The organism is Gilvimarinus algae, from assembly GCF_030518215.1.
Taxonomy (GTDB): Bacteria; Pseudomonadota; Gammaproteobacteria; order Pseudomonadales; family Cellvibrionaceae; genus Gilvimarinus; species Gilvimarinus algae.
The window spans coordinates 61989-78776 of the sequence record NZ_JAULRT010000062.1; the positions used below are offsets into that span (position 1 = coordinate 61989).

The 16788-nt window shown below is 55.0% G+C and carries 18 protein-coding genes; 14 read left to right on the top strand and 4 right to left on the bottom strand.

What is annotated here, in order from left to right; all coding sequences use genetic code 11:
• Positions 1–101: 101 nt before the first annotated feature.
• On the top strand, positions 102–905 hold the full coding sequence (djlA, locus tag QWI16_RS15035) for a co-chaperone DjlA (RefSeq protein WP_302714291.1): 804 nt from the start codon (positions 102–104) through the stop codon (positions 903–905).
• A 16-nt stretch (positions 906–921) separates the two neighbouring features.
• Here the strand turns inward: djlA and QWI16_RS15040 are convergent, their stop codons facing one another.
• Both QWI16_RS15040 and QWI16_RS15045 read right to left on the bottom strand, forming a co-directional pair.
• Positions 922–1461 carry a ferritin-like domain-containing protein gene (locus QWI16_RS15040; protein ID WP_302714292.1) on the bottom strand — a complete coding sequence of 180 codons (540 nt, stop codon included), beginning with the start codon at positions 1459–1461 and terminating at the stop codon, positions 922–924.
• A 64-nt stretch (positions 1462–1525) separates the two neighbouring features.
• A complete protein-coding gene (locus QWI16_RS15045) occupies positions 1526–2188 on the bottom strand; it encodes a BON domain-containing protein (protein WP_302714294.1) in 663 nt (220 codons plus the stop codon).
• Between the two features lie 268 nt (positions 2189–2456).
• Here QWI16_RS15045 and QWI16_RS15050 point away from each other — a divergent pair, with 268 nt between their 5' ends.
• From QWI16_RS15050 to QWI16_RS15070, 5 genes are all read left to right on the top strand, one after another.
• The gene (locus QWI16_RS15050) at positions 2457–3551 is read left to right on the top strand and encodes an AI-2E family transporter (protein WP_302714295.1); all 1095 of its coding nucleotides are present in this window, start codon (positions 2457–2459) and stop codon (positions 3549–3551) included.
• A 143-nt stretch (positions 3552–3694) separates the two neighbouring features.
• The gene (locus tag QWI16_RS15055; protein ID WP_302714297.1) at positions 3695–3856 is read left to right on the top strand and encodes a DUF1328 domain-containing protein; all 162 of its coding nucleotides are present in this window, start codon (positions 3695–3697) and stop codon (positions 3854–3856) included.
• A gap of 54 nt (positions 3857–3910) precedes the next feature.
• Positions 3911–4210: a hypothetical protein gene (locus tag QWI16_RS15060; protein WP_302714299.1), complete on the top strand. Its 300-nt coding sequence runs from the start codon at positions 3911–3913 to the stop codon at positions 4208–4210.
• Positions 4211–4212: 2 nt separating this feature from the next.
• The gene (locus tag QWI16_RS15065) at positions 4213–4686 is read left to right on the top strand and encodes a hypothetical protein (protein ID WP_302714302.1); all 474 of its coding nucleotides are present in this window, start codon (positions 4213–4215) and stop codon (positions 4684–4686) included.
• On the top strand, positions 4649–4879 hold the full coding sequence (locus QWI16_RS15070) for a hypothetical protein (RefSeq protein WP_302714303.1): 231 nt from the start codon (positions 4649–4651) through the stop codon (positions 4877–4879). The genes QWI16_RS15065 and QWI16_RS15070 overlap by 38 nt, the downstream gene beginning before the upstream one ends.
• A 307-nt stretch (positions 4880–5186) precedes the next feature.
• Here the strand turns inward: QWI16_RS15070 and QWI16_RS15075 are convergent, their stop codons facing one another.
• Entirely contained in the window at positions 5187–5360 is a 174-nt protein-coding gene (locus QWI16_RS15075; protein ID WP_302714305.1) for a hypothetical protein, read from the bottom strand.
• Positions 5361–5595: 235 nt separating this feature from the next.
• Between QWI16_RS15075 and QWI16_RS15080 the strand changes: the two genes are divergently transcribed.
• The 7 genes from QWI16_RS15080 to QWI16_RS15110 all read left to right on the top strand — a co-directional run bounded on the left by QWI16_RS15080 (position 5596) and on the right by QWI16_RS15110 (position 13178).
• The gene (locus QWI16_RS15080) at positions 5596–6912 is read left to right on the top strand and encodes a sigma-54-dependent transcriptional regulator (protein ID WP_302714307.1); all 1317 of its coding nucleotides are present in this window, start codon (positions 5596–5598) and stop codon (positions 6910–6912) included.
• A gap of 12 nt (positions 6913–6924) precedes the next feature.
• Positions 6925–7152: a histidine kinase gene (locus QWI16_RS15085; protein ID WP_302714309.1), complete on the top strand. Its 228-nt coding sequence runs from the start codon at positions 6925–6927 to the stop codon at positions 7150–7152.
• Positions 7149–8648 (top strand): sensor histidine kinase, encoded by a 1500-nt coding sequence (locus QWI16_RS15090; RefSeq protein ID WP_302714310.1) that lies wholly within the window; start codon positions 7149–7151, stop codon positions 8646–8648. Before QWI16_RS15085 ends, QWI16_RS15090 begins: the two co-directional genes overlap by 4 nt.
• A 3-nt stretch (positions 8649–8651) precedes the next feature.
• Complete coding sequence (locus QWI16_RS15095; protein ID WP_302714312.1) at positions 8652–9095, top strand: response regulator; 444 nt, start codon at positions 8652–8654, stop codon at positions 9093–9095.
• 13 nt (positions 9096–9108) lie between these two features.
• Positions 9109–11034 carry a response regulator gene (locus QWI16_RS15100; protein WP_302714315.1) on the top strand — a complete coding sequence of 642 codons (1926 nt, stop codon included), beginning with the start codon at positions 9109–9111 and terminating at the stop codon, positions 11032–11034.
• 288 nt (positions 11035–11322) lie between these two features.
• Positions 11323–11529 (top strand): hypothetical protein, encoded by a 207-nt coding sequence (locus QWI16_RS15105; protein WP_302714318.1) that lies wholly within the window; start codon positions 11323–11325, stop codon positions 11527–11529.
• A 179-nt stretch (positions 11530–11708) separates the two neighbouring features.
• Positions 11709–13178: a mechanosensitive ion channel family protein gene (locus QWI16_RS15110; RefSeq protein ID WP_302714320.1), complete on the top strand. Its 1470-nt coding sequence runs from the start codon at positions 11709–11711 to the stop codon at positions 13176–13178.
• A 9-nt stretch (positions 13179–13187) separates the two neighbouring features.
• On the opposite strand, the gene QWI16_RS15115 is transcribed toward QWI16_RS15110, so the two are convergent.
• Complete coding sequence (locus QWI16_RS15115) at positions 13188–14753, bottom strand: enolase C-terminal domain-like protein (RefSeq protein ID WP_302714323.1); 1566 nt, start codon at positions 14751–14753, stop codon at positions 13188–13190.
• 167 nt (positions 14754–14920) lie between these two features.
• On the opposite strand from QWI16_RS15115, the gene QWI16_RS15120 reads away from it, so the two are divergent.
• Positions 14921–16753 carry a monovalent cation:proton antiporter-2 (CPA2) family protein gene (locus QWI16_RS15120; protein ID WP_302714324.1) on the top strand — a complete coding sequence of 611 codons (1833 nt, stop codon included), beginning with the start codon at positions 14921–14923 and terminating at the stop codon, positions 16751–16753.
• The last annotated feature ends 35 nt before the right edge of the window (positions 16754–16788 follow it).

The following is a 16788-nucleotide window of genomic DNA, read 5'->3' on the forward strand; positions in this document are numbered from 1 at the left end:
GAGCCGATTCGGTAAAGTTTTGTTGACTTTTGCCTGGGTGCTGGCTCTGCCGCTGCCTGTGTTAAGCTTAGCCGCTTTGTAGCGGTGGAGTGGGTAAACGCATGATGGGCAAATTGATTGGCGCACTGGTGGGCTTTTTGCTGCTGAATATTGTCGGCGCGGTCATTGGTGTTTTTGTCGGCCATATGTTTGATAAAGGCTATGCCGTCAACACCCGCAGGGTCTCTCCCGAGGCGCGTGAGGCCATGGGGCGTAGCTTTTTCGAAACGACCTTTACCCTCCTTGGGTATCTGGCCAAGGCCGACGGGCGGGTCAGCGAAGCGGAAGTGGCGCAGACCGAGCAGTTGATGAGTCAAATGGGGTTGTCGGCGGAACAGCGGCGCGATGCGATCGCACTCTTTAAGGCTGGTTCAGCGAAGGGTTATGAGCCCCAGGCCACCATGGACGCCTTCCGAGCTCAGTGCGGGCGCAATCATAACTTGATTCAAATGTTGTTGACCTACCTGGTCAATCTCGCTTTGGTGGACGGTGACTTTGATCCTGCCGAGGAGCGAGTCCTACGCGAGGTGGCTGCGGGGCTTGGCGTGAATGGTTTTGCCTTTGAGCAGTTGCTGCGCATGATCAAGGCGCAAAACGCTTTTGCCAGCGGTGGCTACCGCACGGGCGCTGGAGGCGCTTCGGGGCAACAATCTCGCGGCGATCTTGCGCAAGCCTATGATGCTCTGGGGGTCTCTTCCAGTGCCAGCGATGCTGAAGTAAAAAAAGCTTATCGCAAATTGATGAGCCAGTACCACCCCGACAAATTGGCGGGGCAGGGCTTGCCCGAGGATGCTGTGAAGGCGGCCACCGAGCGCTCCAAGGAGATTCAGGTGGCCTATGACATGATTAAAAAGTCGCGGGCTTAAAACCTATTGCGAGCGCCTAGGCGCCGATGTGCTCGATCAGGTCCACCAGGTCGTCCGCGTGCTCCTCTTCCTGTGCTAACAGGTCTTCAAGAATGCGCCGGGTGGTAGGGTCAAGATTGCCCACAAAGGCGATCATTTCCCGGTAGCTGCTGATGGCGATGCGCTCGGCGATCAGATCCTCTTTCAGCATCTCCAGTGTATCCCCGCCTGAGTGATAGTCGCTGTGGGCTCGACTACTGATGACCTCCGGATTCATTTCCGGTACCCCGCCGAGCTGAGCGATGCGCTCTGCCAATCGGTCGGCGTGTTCCTGCTCTTCCTGGGCGTGCTCCCAAAATTCCTCAGCGGCTACTTTTGCGCCCCGGCCATTGGCAGTGTAGTGATGCACTTTGTAGCGTAATACGCAGATCAATTCGGTGGCCAGCGCTTCGTTGAGCAGTTTGATAATAGTGTCTTTTTCCGGGGTAAAGTCTTCGGTGACAGCCCCGTTCATCATGTGCTTACGCGCGGCTTCTCGGCGCGAGTTTAAGTCCTCTACAAATGCTGACTGTGCCATGTGCTTATCTCCGGTTGTCAGGCCGGCGCTCCGCGAGCGCCCGCCATCGGTCTTTGCCGATAAATTAAGAGTTAACTTCCAGTTTGTTGACAACTTTGTCCACGTCGCCGCGTTTGGTAACTATGGCTTCCGCCAGTTTACGCTGAGCGTCTGTTTCCACTGTGCCGCTCAAGGTGACTTCATCGTTGTAAGTATCAACGTCAATGGCGATGCCGTTGACATTGGATGAGGCCAATAACTCGGTTTTGATGGCAGCGGTAGTCGAAATGTCGCGCATGTATTGCGAAAACCCGCGGCCCTCATCCTCTTGCGCCATTTCATCCGTATCAGCTTTGACGGTCAGCTGGTTGTCGACCTCGTCAATGCCTTCAATGCCCAGGGCAACGTTCTGTGCCAGCTCTTTATCGATATCGCTGCCGACTTCACCTTTTAAGGTGGCAACGTCATCGTCAACGCTGATGTCAATTTCAAACGGATTGAGGTGCTCGTTGAGTACCAATGCCGTTTCGAGCTTGCCTTCTACCCAGCCATCGCGGAAAGCGTCTTTACTGTCTTCCCATGTCTGCTCACTGTCCTGTTTGAATTCGGCCCAATACTCCTCGGCGTTTTGCTTGTCGGAGTAGGCGCTCTGCGAATTGGCACCCACAGCGGTGGAAATGGAAAAGGCCGTTACAAGAGCGATGGATGTCACAGGAAAAATGACCTGCTGGATGCTTTTGCGTTTCATGTTCAACTCCTTTGCTTCAATAAATAAAAGTTGGTAATGATTCAAACCTGTCAGGTCAAATGCGCAAAGCGTGCCAATCTGGCAAGCCCAGTTGCCAAGCGGGATGAGCGAATTTTTACAGCGTGAATTGTGAAAAATGTGCAGATTTTTTTGTAAGTAAGTCCGCTTCTTAGGCGCTGTTGAGGGAAAAGAGCACCGAGCGCACACTGAGCGGCTGGTACGATTATCGCTAGAGGAAGCCATCTGAATGCCACCACTGGGAAAAACAATGAACACACAGATTGCGGTTGATCAATTTCATCGGACCCTGAGTAAACCCGCGGCCTTTTCGTTAAAGGTGTTAGCGGTGCTCGCGGTGCTCTACACCTTGTACTTTTCTCAGACTTTAATGATGCCTGTGTGCGTGGCGGGTTTCATTGCGCTGTTTTCCAGCCCTATCGTCAGGGGGTTGCAAGTACTAAAGGTCCCCAAGCCCGTGGGCGCCATTATTGTCATCGTCGCGCTAATGGCCGCCATTACTTACGTCTTTGGGCTCTTGGTTGAGCCAGCAACGCGCTGGCTGCAGGTGGTGCCGACGGTAATGGAGAGGATGAGCTCACAAATGGGGGAGGTCGCTGAGCCCTTAGACGCCCTCAAGCGAGGGCTGGGCTCAAGTGCCAGTGGTGGTGGGTCCGAACTAGAGGCAGCGGTGAACTCCACCTTTCAAAGTGTGGTGTCAGTGCTTGCCGAAACCACGGCCATGTTCACTATTCAGGTAGGCGCCATTGTCGTCATTACTTATTTTTTCTTGGTGTTTGGTGACGAACTGATGCGCAACGTGGTCCGTGCCCAGCAGTCCTTTGCCGATAAGAAAACCACCGTAGTGATGTTTCAGGCCGTACAAAACGATATATCGCGCTACGTTGTGGTGATTTCGCTGATCAATGTCGGGCTTGGCGTCTGTACCGCAGGTGTCATGGCGCTTCTTGGGGTTGACGATGCGCTGTTGTGGGGGGCACTGGCCACCATTTTGAATTTTGCGCCTTATGTTGGCCCGATGATTCTCGCTGTGATTCTCACCGGGGTGGGCTTTATTGAGTTCTACCATATTGGTGAAATCCTGCTGGTGCCCGGCGCCTTCTTGGTACTCAATTTTATTGAGTGTCAGTTTGTCACACCGACGTTGCTCGGTCAGCGGTTTAACATGAATCCGTTATTAGTGGTGCTGTGGATGTTCGCCTGGGGCTGGCTGTGGGGCGCTGTGGGGATGCTGATCGCCATTCCCCTGCTGGTGTGCTTCCGTATTCTCGCAACGCATCTGGATCTCGTAGGCGGCTGGGTGAAAGTCTTGAACGGCGGCTCGACTCAGGCCGGCTCTGTGTAAAAACGGTTGCAGAATTGAACAACTTGCAAGGTAAGGTCGGTTTTTCGGCCAAATAATGGCTTAAAAAGGGCAGAAAACGGGGATTTTTAGTTGGCACGGCTTTTGAGTGTACTTAGTTGGGTAATCACAGAAGGAGTATTGAAATGTTAGGTTATGCGATTTTGTTTTTTATCATTGCGCTTATTGCTGCTGTTTTCGGTTTTGGTGGAATTGCCGGTGCGGCAACAGGTATAGCTCAGATTCTGTTTGTTGTGTTTCTGGTGCTGTTTATCCTGTCGCTTATTTTCGGCAAGCGCAGACCCTAGATCTTACGAAAGCTTGTAACGATTTTTAATGCAAAGCAATCAATGAGGTGAAACATGGCTAGTCAAACAGCAAGTAAAACCAATTCAGGAAAAGCGCAGGAAGCGTCAGTAAGCGATGCTTTGGATCAAATCAAAGACGCCTCTGCAAGCGTTTATGAGGCGGTAGGCTCCATCGGCTCGGCTGGTGCCGCCAACGCCCGCCTGAAAGTGGAACAGGGTCGCGAGCAAGCCCGCGAGTACAGTGCCAAGGCTGAGAATGTGTTGCGCGAGCGCCCGCTGGTAACCGTCGGTGTGGCTTTCGCCGCGGGTTGGTTGGTGTCGCGTCTGATCAGTGGGTCGCGCAAGGCCGATTAATCATGGACCCTTCAGCAGATCCAGCAGCCGGTCGTCACGAAGCCCCCCCCGGGGCCCGTGATGACGCTAACGCGGCGGGAGTCAGCGATGACTTCAGCCGCGCTGTTGCGCTCGGAGAAAAAAGCATCGCGCTGTTAAAGTCCTCTGCCGAACTGTTTCGGCTTGAGGCGTTGCTGGCCATTCAGAGCACTCCGCGTTTGGTGGCTGCCTGGTTGTTGACCCTGCCGGCGATGTTACTGTGCTGGTTGAGCTTTTCCGCCATGGTGGCTTGGGCGTGCTACGAGTGGGCAGGTGTTCCTCTGGTGGGCTTTGTGGCGTTATTTGCCTTGCAGCTCGTGTTTTTGCTGGCCCTGAAGTGGATGCTGCGTCGACACAGCCATAACATGTCATTTCCGGCAACCCGAGCAAGTATTGATGCAGCCGTGCAGGAGTTTAAGCGTGAGCCTGAAAAAGAAAATCAGCGTCCAGCAGCGTAAGCTGGCCATTCAGGGGGCGGAGTTTAAAGCCTTGCTGGACGATGGCGAGACCTCGGTTAACCGTCATGCGGTTGCTATGGGAATCCTTACCAGTGCCTTTGCAACGGGCTTTCTCTTCCAGCGATTGAGCCCCGGCGGCAGACTTCCCGTGTCTGTTCGGCGTATCGCCCTGACCAGCCTTTTGCCCCTGTAAATACGGACGAGGGGTAGTGCGTCAGGCGGTTTATTTTTAACAATTTTTACCTTGCCGATTCCGATAGCAACTAATCAACCGCGCTTAGCCCCCGAGTCATTGTCGACACGGGTAGACAGGTTGAGCCTTTTCAACAAGGCGGGTCGTTGGTCCAGCCTATTGATATGGGGTTACCTATACAAACGGCTCGATACGGAGAGTAATCTGTTGTCGACGGGTTGCAGGCGATAGTCAAGCCCAGGCGCTGCGTGTAGGCAATAGGAATGAGAGCGTACCTGCCGCAAGGGTGAACCCCTTGCGGAGGTGGTTACTTCAGGCCGACCAGGCTTTTAATTCGGTTGGCTAAATGGCCCCAAAAAGACTGGCTGGAGGCGGGCGTTGCCAAGCTGCGACGCGATAGATTTTCAGCCTCGGATGAGTCGACAACGCTCAGTCCGGCGAGGTAGGTGAGGGTATTGCTACTGGGTGAGTTGCGGTCCATTGTACTGCTCCGATGGTTGGTTTAGACTCGACACCCAGCAAGGGGTGTGCCAGATCAAAAACCGCCCAGTACCGCGGGGTTTCAAGCTCAGGAGTCCGGTTAAGCGCAGAATTTACACGCAAGGGTGTAATAACGGAGCGCAAACACCGGTAAACTGCAGGTCGGCTTGCCGAGTTAGCAGCTCCTGGAGTCAAGCTTCCCTAAAACCCGTTTTAATTGAGAAAGAGGATAGCAGGTGGCAAAGATTCTTCTGGTGGACGATGACCAGTCTTTTCTGGAGGCGACCAGCGAACTGCTGGGGATGTTGGGGCACAGCGTGAGTACTGCCGAGTCAGTTGCCCAGGCGCGAGAAGTTGCCAGTGGGCGCGTATTTGATCATGTTATCCTCGATTTGATTCTTCCCGATGGCAGTGGCCTTCATGTGCTGGATGAGCTCGAAGCTCGCGCTGCGACCAATGTGACGCTGGTAACGGGTCACCCATCGGTTAAGTCGATTGTCAAAGACCTTTACGGCCCTAACATTTCCTATCTGATTAAGCCCATCGACCTGCAGCAGCTGCAATCGCTGTTGGATCGGCCGGTAGCGGTGGAGCCCGTCGAGAACCTTCCGGGGCTGCACTTCGGCCATCTCGTGGGTGAGTCGGCGCCCATGCAAAAGCTCTATGAGATGATTGATCGTGTGGCCGGTACCCAGGCTAACGTGATGCTCATGGGTGAAAGCGGGGTGGGTAAAGAAGTGGTGGCCGCCGCGATTCACCAGGCCAGCAAGCCCGCCGGGGCCTTTGTGCCGGCCAACTGCGGCGCCTTTGCCCGCGACCTGATCGCTAGCGAGCTGTTTGGCCATGAAAAAGGCGCGTTTACCGGAGCGGCCCAGCGCAAAGCCGGCGTGTTCGAACTGGCTAACAATGGCACCCTGTTTCTCGACGAAATCACCGAGATGCCCATTGACCAGCAACCCAACCTGCTGCGGGTATTGGAAACACAGAAAGTAACTCGCCTGGGGGCGACATCGGCCATTGACGTCAACTGCCGGGTTGTTTCGGCCACCAACCGCACTGAGACGCAGTTGGCTGAGCAAGGTTGTCTGCGGGAGGATCTGTACTTTCGTTTAGCCGTCTTCCCGATCCATATCCCGCCGCTGCGTCAGCGCAGCGAAGATATACCGCTGTTGGTCGATTACTTTCTGGCTGATTTCAACCGCCAGTACAAATCAGAAGTGGGCGTGGACGCCGCCACTTTGGATAGACTGACTTCCTACGACTGGCCAGGCAATGTGCGCGAGCTGCGTCACGCCGTTCACCGCGCTTTTATCATGGCGGATCGCAATACACGACTGCTGGTCTTGCCAGACGACTTGTCTTCCCCTTTCTCTAAAACCGGTGAAACTCGTTCTGCCGGAATTTCTGTGGGCAAGACGGTAGAAGACGTGGAGCGCGAACTGATTGAAACCACACTTGAGCACTTGGACGGCGACAAAAAGCGCGCGGCAGAGATGCTCGGTATCAGCTTGAAAACCCTTTACAACCGACTCAATAGCTATGCAGAGCAATAGCAGGTGAACTCTATGGATGAAGACCGGTTGAGAAAATTGCTGCACGATGCCAGAAATCCACTCAACAATATTTCGGTCAACGCTGAACTTGGCAAGCTAACGCTGCAGACTCAGGGCGATGTGGATAAAGCCGTCGCTGTCTTCGATAAAATTCTTGGAGAATGTCGCCGCTGCAGTGAGACCTTGGAGTCCCTCTCTGAGGCCATTGCCGAGGAGCAGCAAAAAGGGAGTGCGCCGTGAGCGCCTTGCGCAAGTTGAGTAAAACAGGTGTGCCAAGCCGGCCGTGGATACTGGTCTTGTTGGCTGTGGTTGTCTTTTTTTCTATCAGCATGGCGGCAGCCTATCGCTCCATTGGCTTGATGCATGAGAATAACCAGAGCACCAATACCACTTTGGAGGTCATGAGTCTTATTAAGGACTTGCGCACCGCCTTGCTCAAAGCTGAAAGTGGCCAACGCGGTTATTTACTCACCTCAGATGGCCAGTATTTGGAGCCCTATCACCAATCTCTGTCGAGCATTGATCAACTGTTAACCGCGCTGACGAGCAGTTCTACCGAACTGGACATTCAGCGCGAGCGCTTTGCCACTTTAGAAAGCCTGATTCGGCAAAAAGTCGACGAAATGCAGGACACTGTCAGGATGATGCACGAGGATCGTCGTGCTGAGGCCGTCAATGTCGTGCGCACGGACGTAGGCGTTGCACTGATGCGCGACATCAGTGAGCTGATAGCGCAAATGGAAAATGACGAAAAAATGCTCCTCTACAAGAGCCGCTTGCGTGCTCAGGAGGATCGTCAGTTTATCCTCAATGCGCTGCTTGCCACCAATACTCTAGGCCTTATACTGTCTCTCGCCGTGTACATTGCGGTGTTTCGTCATACGCGCCGCGAGTCGCGCCTGTACGAAACCATCGAACGAGCCAACAACGAGCTGGAAGAGAAGGTGCAGGAGCGGACTCTGGCACTGCAACAGTACTCCGAGGAGTTGCAGCGCAGTAACCGCGAGCTGGAAGAGTTTGCCTTTGTTGCCTCCCACGATTTGCAGGAGCCTCTAAGGAAAATTCGCGCTTTCGGTGACCGGTTGCAGCAAAAATACAGCAGTGAACTGGGCGAGCGCGGCGCCGACTATGTTGATCGTATGCATGCCGCCTCCGAGCGGATGTCGCATCTGATCGACGACCTGTTGAGTTTTTCCCGCGTCACCACCCAGCAAAAACCGTTTGAAAAAGTGGATTTGAACGCCGTGGTTGCCAAGGTGCGAGAGGACCTTGAGTACGCGATTGAAGATGCCGGTGCCGAGGTTACGGTGGAGCCTCTGCCTGAGATTGATGCGGATGCCTCACAACTGGGGCAGGTGTTTATGAATTTGATTGGCAACAGCATCAAGTTTCGCCGTGAAGGCGTTCCCCCGCGCATCAGTGTGCGCGCGGAGGTGGGTGAGCACTGCGCCGTGGATGGGGATTACACCCCTGAAGACTGCGAATGGTGCTGTTTGTATTTTAAAGACAATGGTATTGGTTTTGAGGCTCAGTATGTTGAAAAAGTCTTTAATCTTTTTCAGCGGCTGCACGGCAGGGATGAGTACGCCGGCACGGGGATTGGTCTCGCCCTTTGCCGAAAAATCGTTGAGCGTCACGGGGGGAAGATTGAGGCTCACAGTGTTCCGGGGGAAGGGTCTGAGTTTGTGATCAGATTACCGCTACAACAATCGAGTATGGACTCCTTTGAGGAATAAATAATGAATGCGGAAAAGAAAACACTGATTATATTAATGGCTGACGACGATGCCGATGATCGTATGTTGGCCGAAGAGGCGTTGATAGAAAGCCGGGTGCTGAACGAGCTGCATTTTGCTGAAGACGGCGTGCAGTTGATGGAGTATCTGCGCGGTGACGGTGTGTATGCCGACCGTGAAAAGTATCCGTTGCCGGGTTTGATCTTGCTGGATCTCAACATGCCGAAAATGGACGGCCGCGAGGCTCTGGCGGAGCTTAAAAAAGATCCGGTGCTAAAACGTATACCGGTGGTGATTTTAACCACCTCCAAGGCCGAGGAGGATATGCTTCGAGGCTATGATCTGGGTGCGGCATCTTACATTACTAAGCCTGTAACGTTTGATGTGCTTGTGGAATTGATGCGCACTCTGGGGAAGTATTGGGTTGAGTTTGTCGAACTACCATAGACGATCACAGACGATGCAAGACGTAAAGCTGCTGATTGTCGACGACGACGAGGACGATTTTCTCCTCGCGCGCGACTTGCTGGATGAAATCACGCGCGGCCCCTATGTGTTGGACTGGGCGTCTTCATACGAGCAAGGCCGGCAGCAGCTTGCGACCAATGCCCATGACTTGTGTCTTATGGACTATAAGCTCGGCGCGCGCGACGGCATTGAGCTTTTGCGCGAGGCGCCGGAGCTCGGTTATACCGGCCCGATCATTTTGCTCACGGGTATGCACCAGGGCGAAGTGGATATGCAGGCCCTGCAGGCCGGTGCAGTGGACTATTTGGTCAAGGCCAGCCTTACCGCCGAGCAGCTTGCCAGGTCTATTCGCTATGCACTGGCGCGCCGTGAAATGGAGCGAGAAAGGGTAGAGCGACTCAGGGCTGAGGCCGAGAACCGCTCTAAAAGCGAATTTCTCGCCCATTTAAGTCATGAGCTGCGCACACCGCTGTCAGCCATTCTCGGCTTTACCGAATTGATGATTAACACCAATAAAGACGTGGAATCCCTTGCGCATTTGCGGGTGGTACATCGCAACGGTAAGCACCTGCTCGGCCTGCTCAACGACATTCTCGACTTGTCAAAAATTGAGGCGGGTAAGCTGGAGCTGGAAATTCAGCCGGTGTTTTTATCGTCTTTCTTGACGGACGTTTATTTTCTGATGCACGGCGCCGCCATTGATAAAAGCCTGAGGCTGCGTCTGGATGCCCCCGAACCCTTGCCGCGCAAGATCTTTACCGACCCCACCCGCCTGCGTCAGGTGTTGTTGAACCTGTTGGGCAATGCCATCAAGTTTACTGAACGCGGAGAAGTGAGCCTCAAGGTGGAAGAGGTGTCGGTCGGTGGACGTCCTCAGCTGCAGTTTACGGTGAGCGATTCCGGTATCGGCATTCGCCAGGAGTCTCTGGAGACAATTTTCCAGCCCTTTGTGCAATCAAGTGATTCCTACTCGGAGCCACGCGCCGGCACGGGGCTCGGACTCGCCATCAGCCGCCAGTTGGTCAACCGCCTGGGCGGGGATATTGCCGTACACAGCGAACCAGGCAAGGGCAGCCAGTTCTGTTTTTCGATTGACGTGGGGGATTTGGCCGAGGTCGAGCGCCGGGTGTTCTCCATGGAATTTGACGTGAACAGAACTGCGAAAGCCACCGTGCCCCAGCTGAACGGGCGGGTACTGGTGGTGGACGACCTGCGCGATATTCGTATGCTGATCGGGCATTTCGTCCAACAGGCGGGCCTCGAGGTTTCCTACGCCCGCAACGGCGAGGAGGCGCTGCGCCTACTCACCATGGATAACCCTGAGCAAAAACCGTTTGATATCGTGCTCATGGATATTCATATGCCCGTGATGGACGGACACGAGGCGGCCCAGGCTCTGCGGGCCCAAGGCTTTGCCCAGCCGCTTATCGCCCTCACGGCTGCGCACATGAAAGGCGATATGAACAAGTGCCTCGAATCGGGTTTTACCGCTTATCTGAGCAAGCCTGTGGACCAGAATCGGTTGCATGTCGCTCTGGCCCGCTATTTGACTGACAGCGCCGGTGACAGTGAGGAGGCCGGGGCAGCCAAGAGCATTCTGGTAGTGGATGATGATCCCGATGCGCTTAATGCGACCGCCAGCTTGTTGGAAATGCTGAATTGGCAAGTCACCACCGCTGCCGATGGTCAGTCTGCCTTGCACACTATTGAGCAGGCTCAGCCGTCGCTGGTGCTGACGGACCTTAACTTGCCGGACATCAATGGTTATGCGCTAGCCGAGCAATGCCACACACTGAGCCCGGCCACGCGGGTTGTGGTGCTCAGTGGCGAGCCTTTGGATGGCGAGCGTGCCTTTGCGGCGGGTATTGAATCCGGGTTGCTCAAGCCCGTGTCTCTCAGCGATTTACAGGCACTTTGAGGGCCGCTGCCGCGCTGTGTAAGTTTTGCATCTGTTTCTACGCGCATTGTAACTTTCACTGCCAGGCGCGGGGCTGGCGCTCTCGATGTTCTTGCCGGTGCAAAGTGCGTGAAAATAAAATTATCCAGCTAAATCAATGGCTTAAATTTATGTTTCTGGGCTTTCTGTCGCTCCTTCATAAAACTGGCACACTTTACGCTATAGTCTTTATGCAAACAAAAGTCGCCGACGCTGAGCGGGCGGAGACACAATAGAGCAAGTAACAACATTTAAGGTAAGGAGCTTGTTATGGACATTTTGAAGCGTATTGCACTGGTAATGATGTTTGCACTGCCGTTGATGGCGTGTGAAAACAACGATGGAGCCGCCGAGGAGTTCGGTGAGAAAGTCGACAATGCGGTGGATAATACCCGCGATGCCATGGACGATGCGGCCGACGAAGTATCGGACGGCGTTGAAGATGCCTGTGAGGAAGTGTCTGACGAGAACTGCTAAGTTCGGTCCCCCTCGCAAAAGCGGCCCTAAGGGGCCGCTTTTTTTTGTGGTTTGCAGCCTTTCTGGTGGCGCCAGTCACCGCAGAGCCCATAACAAGTTTGGGTTCACTTTAATCATTATGTATTTTTGCCTAAGCCCTGATTAGACTGTATGGGTTAACTCAGCAGAGGATTGGGATAATGCTCAAAGGAATCACCTGGATCGGGTTACTACTGCTGCTTGTGTCGCTGGGCGCGACGTCTTCATTGCAAGCCGCTCCCGTGGAAGTCAACTTCGGCGACAGTTCGTCTTCTTCGAGCGCTGCCTCTGAGTGCGAGGGAGAGTCGTGCGAAGCGGCCTCATCGAGCGAGGCGTCGAGCTTGCCAGTGGGCCTGGATGTCAGCCAGGTCCTTGATGTGGCTGAGGTAACTCAAAGCTGGGAGGCGCATGTGAACGCCATGCTCTCGCGTTTTGGTTTTGATGCCAGCTGGTCTGCCAAAGCCTTTGTCAGCGCCATTGCCGTGGTGATTTCTCTGACATTGATCGTTCTAATCAAGCTGGCGACGCGCCGCCTTAAACGGCGACTGGCTAACGCCAAAACCCGCTTGCGCATCAGCCAGAAGCGTCTCGGTGTTTATCATCGACTGGCCAATTTTATCCTGATCACTTTTGTTCTGATTTTTACCTTGATTTCACTCTTTGTTGTCTGGTGGGGCGTGGAGAGCGACGCGGGCTTTGTTTCCACGGCTTCAGGATGGCTGGTGAGCTTTTTGAGCTTTACCATCGCACTGATGCTCACAGTGGCCATCTTTGAGTTGATTACCGCAGCGCTCGAGCGCTATTTCTACCGCCTCTCGCAAAGAGGCAGTCCCCGAATCAATACACTTTTGCCCATTGCCCGCAACATCCTCTATGGCACCTTGCTGGTGATTCTGGGTATCACGGTGATTTCAGAACTGGGCGTGGATGTAACCCCTTTGCTGGCCGGCGCCGGTGTGATCGGTGTGGCCGTTGGCTTTGGCGCCCAGGCATTGATCAAAGATGTACTCAACGGCTTTATTGTGATCGTCGAGGATCTGATTCAGGTGGGCGATGTGGCTGCCGTGGGCGGCAAAACCGGTTTGGTGGAAAAAATTACCCTGCGCAAAGTGCAGTTGCGGGATCTGGATGGTCGCGTTTACACCGTTCCCTTCAGTGAAATTTCGGTGGTCGAGAACTACACCAAAGAGTTCAGCTACTACATGTTTGATGTCGGTGTGGCTTATCGCGAAGACCCCGATGAAGTCATCGCTGTACTGCAGGAGATCGGCGAGCAAATGCAGGCGGATGATGAATATGCCGATCTGATCCTCGAGCCCATAGAAGTGCTGGGCGTCGATAAGTTTGCCGACAGTGCCGTAGTGATTAAAGCGCGGATCAAAACCCGTCCGATCAAACAGTGGCTGGTCGGGCGTGAATTCAACCGTCGGATGAAGTATGTCTTCGATGAGCGCAATATTGAGATTCCGTTTCCTCATCAAACGCTGTACTTCGGCGAAGACAAGGACGGCAGTGCACCACCGGCACGGTTGGTGGTGGATAAGCCTGTGGATGAGGCGGCGAATGACACAGATAAAGCGAAGGACGATCAAGCGCCGGCCGAACAACAAGAGGGTGATAAGCCGGATTGACGACGCTGTTCAAACCAGCTCTTGCGCTAAGCGCTGCAAAGCGCCGCTCTCCTGCCAGGCACTGCCGTCGGGTAACCGGTAGCGGTCGAGACCGGCCTGAGAGTAGTCAACGCCTACGCCTGGGGTGTTGTCCAGCCGATAGCGGCCCTTGGTGATGATGGCTGGGTTGTTGAAAATGCCTTCGTGAACACTGCGCTCGGGTTCGGCGACATACTCCAGAATATCGGGCGCTGCCCCGGCTGAGGCGGTACCGAAAAGCGCTAGATTGATGGCCTGAATATGGCGCACACCTTCGCACAAACCGATACCCCCTGCATGGGGGCAAAGGCGCACTTCGTGGCCTTGCTGCCTTGCTTTATGCACAAGCAGCAGTATCGCCAGATTGTCGGCGATGCCTGCGACTCTGCAATAATCCATTTGCAGTACATCAATGGCGCTGTGCTTTTCGTTTTCAAAGCGCCCCAGGCTGGCGAACAGCAAATCTTTAAATATGGCTGGGTTGCTGCCCTGTTCGCCCGTGGAAATGGGCACTTGCAGCGGCGGTTCACAGTCGACAAACGCCATCTGTAAACCGTGTTTGATTTGCAGGTGCCCCAGGGCGCTGTGCGGATTGGTGGGCTCTTCGAACCACTGTATTTGATAACGCGGGTTGGTTTTGTAGAGGTTTCTCGCCAGCTTGCGAATAAACACCAGAGCGCTTTGCACATCGAACACTTGGTTGCTGTCTACGGCCAGGGTCATTTTCTGCATGCGCCGATCATGCTCGTCTATGGTGGCAAACACCGCGAGCAGGCGCTCGGTATCGCTGGCGGCGGCGCGCTTGGCCATGTCGTCGAGTTGGCCGCGCGTGAGCCGGTCTCCCCGGCGGCTTGCGGCGAGGCGCTCGCGTGCAAACTCGGCGCCGACTTTGATTTTGATGTGCGGCCAGAGCTCGTCGATCAGATGCCGTACCTGCCCGCACAATGCCGGCAGCTCGATCCCGCTCCACCCCGCGGTGTTGTAGGCGAGTAAGCCCTGAGCTAATAGTGCCTGCTCGCGTTCCGGCAAACCAGCGCGGGCACGCTTGAGCATGGCGCAGGCTTCGGCGGGGCTGAGAACATCGGCAATGGGTTCAAAGTCGATGAGCGAAACCAGTTGTTCGGGGGTCAATGTCAGCAGTGCTCGCCAGGCAGGCAGCTTGAGGCGCTGGCTCATCAAATCCCACAGGGCATTGATGATGGCCCCGGCCGCCATCCGCGACATGCCAGCGCTGCCAAGCCAGGCGTAGTCAGAGTCCTGCATTAAGTTTTGCACAAACTGACCAAAACCGTAGCCCTTGTGCAGCGCGGCGATATCCAGAGAGCTTTTGAGCAGCGTTCTTTGCGCCATGCGCAGGGTGAGGTCGCACTGTTCTTTCAGTCCACGACCGTTGGTAAAAATGATGCTGTGGCCGACAAGGGAGGGATCACTGGTATGTACTCGCAGGTAGACATTGGCATAAACCGGGCCGCCCTGGGCAAGGTTACGCGCATCGGCCCCAAACCCGGTCGGTGGGGCGGCTACCGGCAACACCTCAACTGCAGTAATGCAAATCATAACCAGCCTCTGAGTTTATGAGCCCGCGGTCTGTGTGCGTGATACGCACAGCGAATGCCTATGGATCTGCCGCGCAAAATCTATAAACCTGTGGTGCAGGTGGTATTCTTAGCATAGCAGCTGCGCCGTACCATCGTCGGCCCGGTAAATGTAAACAGGAGATCTTGATGTTGCTCAACGCCCTTATTTATCTTTGCGCGGCAATCATTGCTGTTCCCTTGGCCAAACGTCTGGGACTGGGGTCGGTGCTGGGGTATCTGCTCGCCGGTGTCTTGATCGGTCCCTATGCGTTTGCTCTGGTGGGGGATCAAACCGATGTGATGCACGTCGCTGAGTTCGGTGTCGTAATGATGCTGTTTCTGATTGGCCTTGAGCTTCAGCCCTCGCGCCTGTGGGATTTGCGCAAACCGATTCTCGGGCTCGGTGGCCTGCAGGTGACACTGACCGCCGCCCTGATCGGTCTTTTGGTGCTGGCGTTTTTGGATATTCCCTGGCAAAGCGCGCTGGCGGCGGGTTTGGCGTTGGCGCTGTCTTCCACGGCGATTGTTTTACAGTCTCTGGAGGAGCGCGGCTTGCTGCGCACACCGGCCGGCTCAAACAGCTTTTCGGTGCTGCTGTTTCAGGATGTGGCGATCATTCCCATTCTGGCTTTTTTGCCGCTGCTGTCCGTTGGCGGTGGCGCCGACCCGTCCGTGGGTGATCACAGCATCATTGCCCAGCAGCCGGTGCTGATTCAGGTGGCCATTAGTGTGGGCACCATTGTCGCGGTCATCCTTGCGGGGCGCTTTCTCGCCGCCCCTATTTTTCGACAGATTGCCGAGGCTGGGTTGCGGGAGATTTTCACCGCCTTTGCACTGTTTATCGTAGTGGCCATTACGGTCTTGATGCAGGCCATTGGTTTGTCGCCAGCACTGGGCGCTTTTATTGCCGGTGTGGTCCTGGCCGATTGTGAGTACCGCCATGAAATCGAGGTGGACATCGAGCCCTTTAAAGGGCTGCTGCTGGGGCTGTTTTTTATTACGGTGGGAGCAAGCATTAATTTTGACTTAATGATGGATAAGCCCCTGCTCATTGCCCTGGGTGTGGCGCTGCTCATTCTGGTCAAGCTTGCGGTGCTGCTGCTTTTGGCTGTGGTGTTCAAAATGGGGCGCTGGCGCGGTTTGCTGTTCAGCCTGGCGCTGGCACAGGGTGGCGAATTCGCCTTTGTCATTGTCAGTGCCGCCGAGGCGGGTCAGGTCTTTGATGATAGTGTTGGTGGCATGTTGACGCTGGTGGTGGCCCTGTCCATGCTGGTTACGCCACTGCTGCTGGCGCTCTACGAGTGGGGCTTTTCGCGCACGGGCAGGGCGCAACCGGCGCCCGAGGCCGATGGTGATATCGCCCCCACGCAGCACGTGATCATTGCCGGTTACGGGCGCTTTGGTCAGATTGTCGGCCGTCTGCTCTCGGCCCAGGGTTATCAGTTGACGATCCTCGATCACAGCCCGGGTCAGGTGGAGCTGGTACGGCGCTTTGGCAATAAGGTGTATTACGGCGATGCTTCACGCAGCGACCTGTTACGCGCTGCAGGTGGCGATCAGGCGCGGCTTTTGGTGGTTGCGGTGGATGAGCCCGACCGTGCCATGAGAATCATACAGACGGCGAAAAAGCATTTTCCCAATCTCAAGGTGTTGGTCCGTGCCATTGACCGGCGCCACGCCTATCAGTTGATTGACGCCGGTGTCGACGGTTTGCGCCGCGAAACCTTTCATTCGGCTCTGGCGCTTGGGGTAGACGCTCTCAAACTGCTCGGCCAGCCGGAGGAGGCTGCTCGCAGAGCCGGAGAGTTGTTTGAGCAGCACGACGAAAGCTCCTTGCGCAAGTTGGCAAAAGTCTGGGGGGACGACAAAAGCTACGGCAAGGCCATTCGTAAAAACCTGGATGATTTACGCCGGGTGCTTCAGGAGGATGCGGGTACCACCCAGGCCGGAGAGGAGCCTCGCGCAGCCACGCGTGAATGACCTTGCTGATTTAATCAATTGATTATATCATTAAT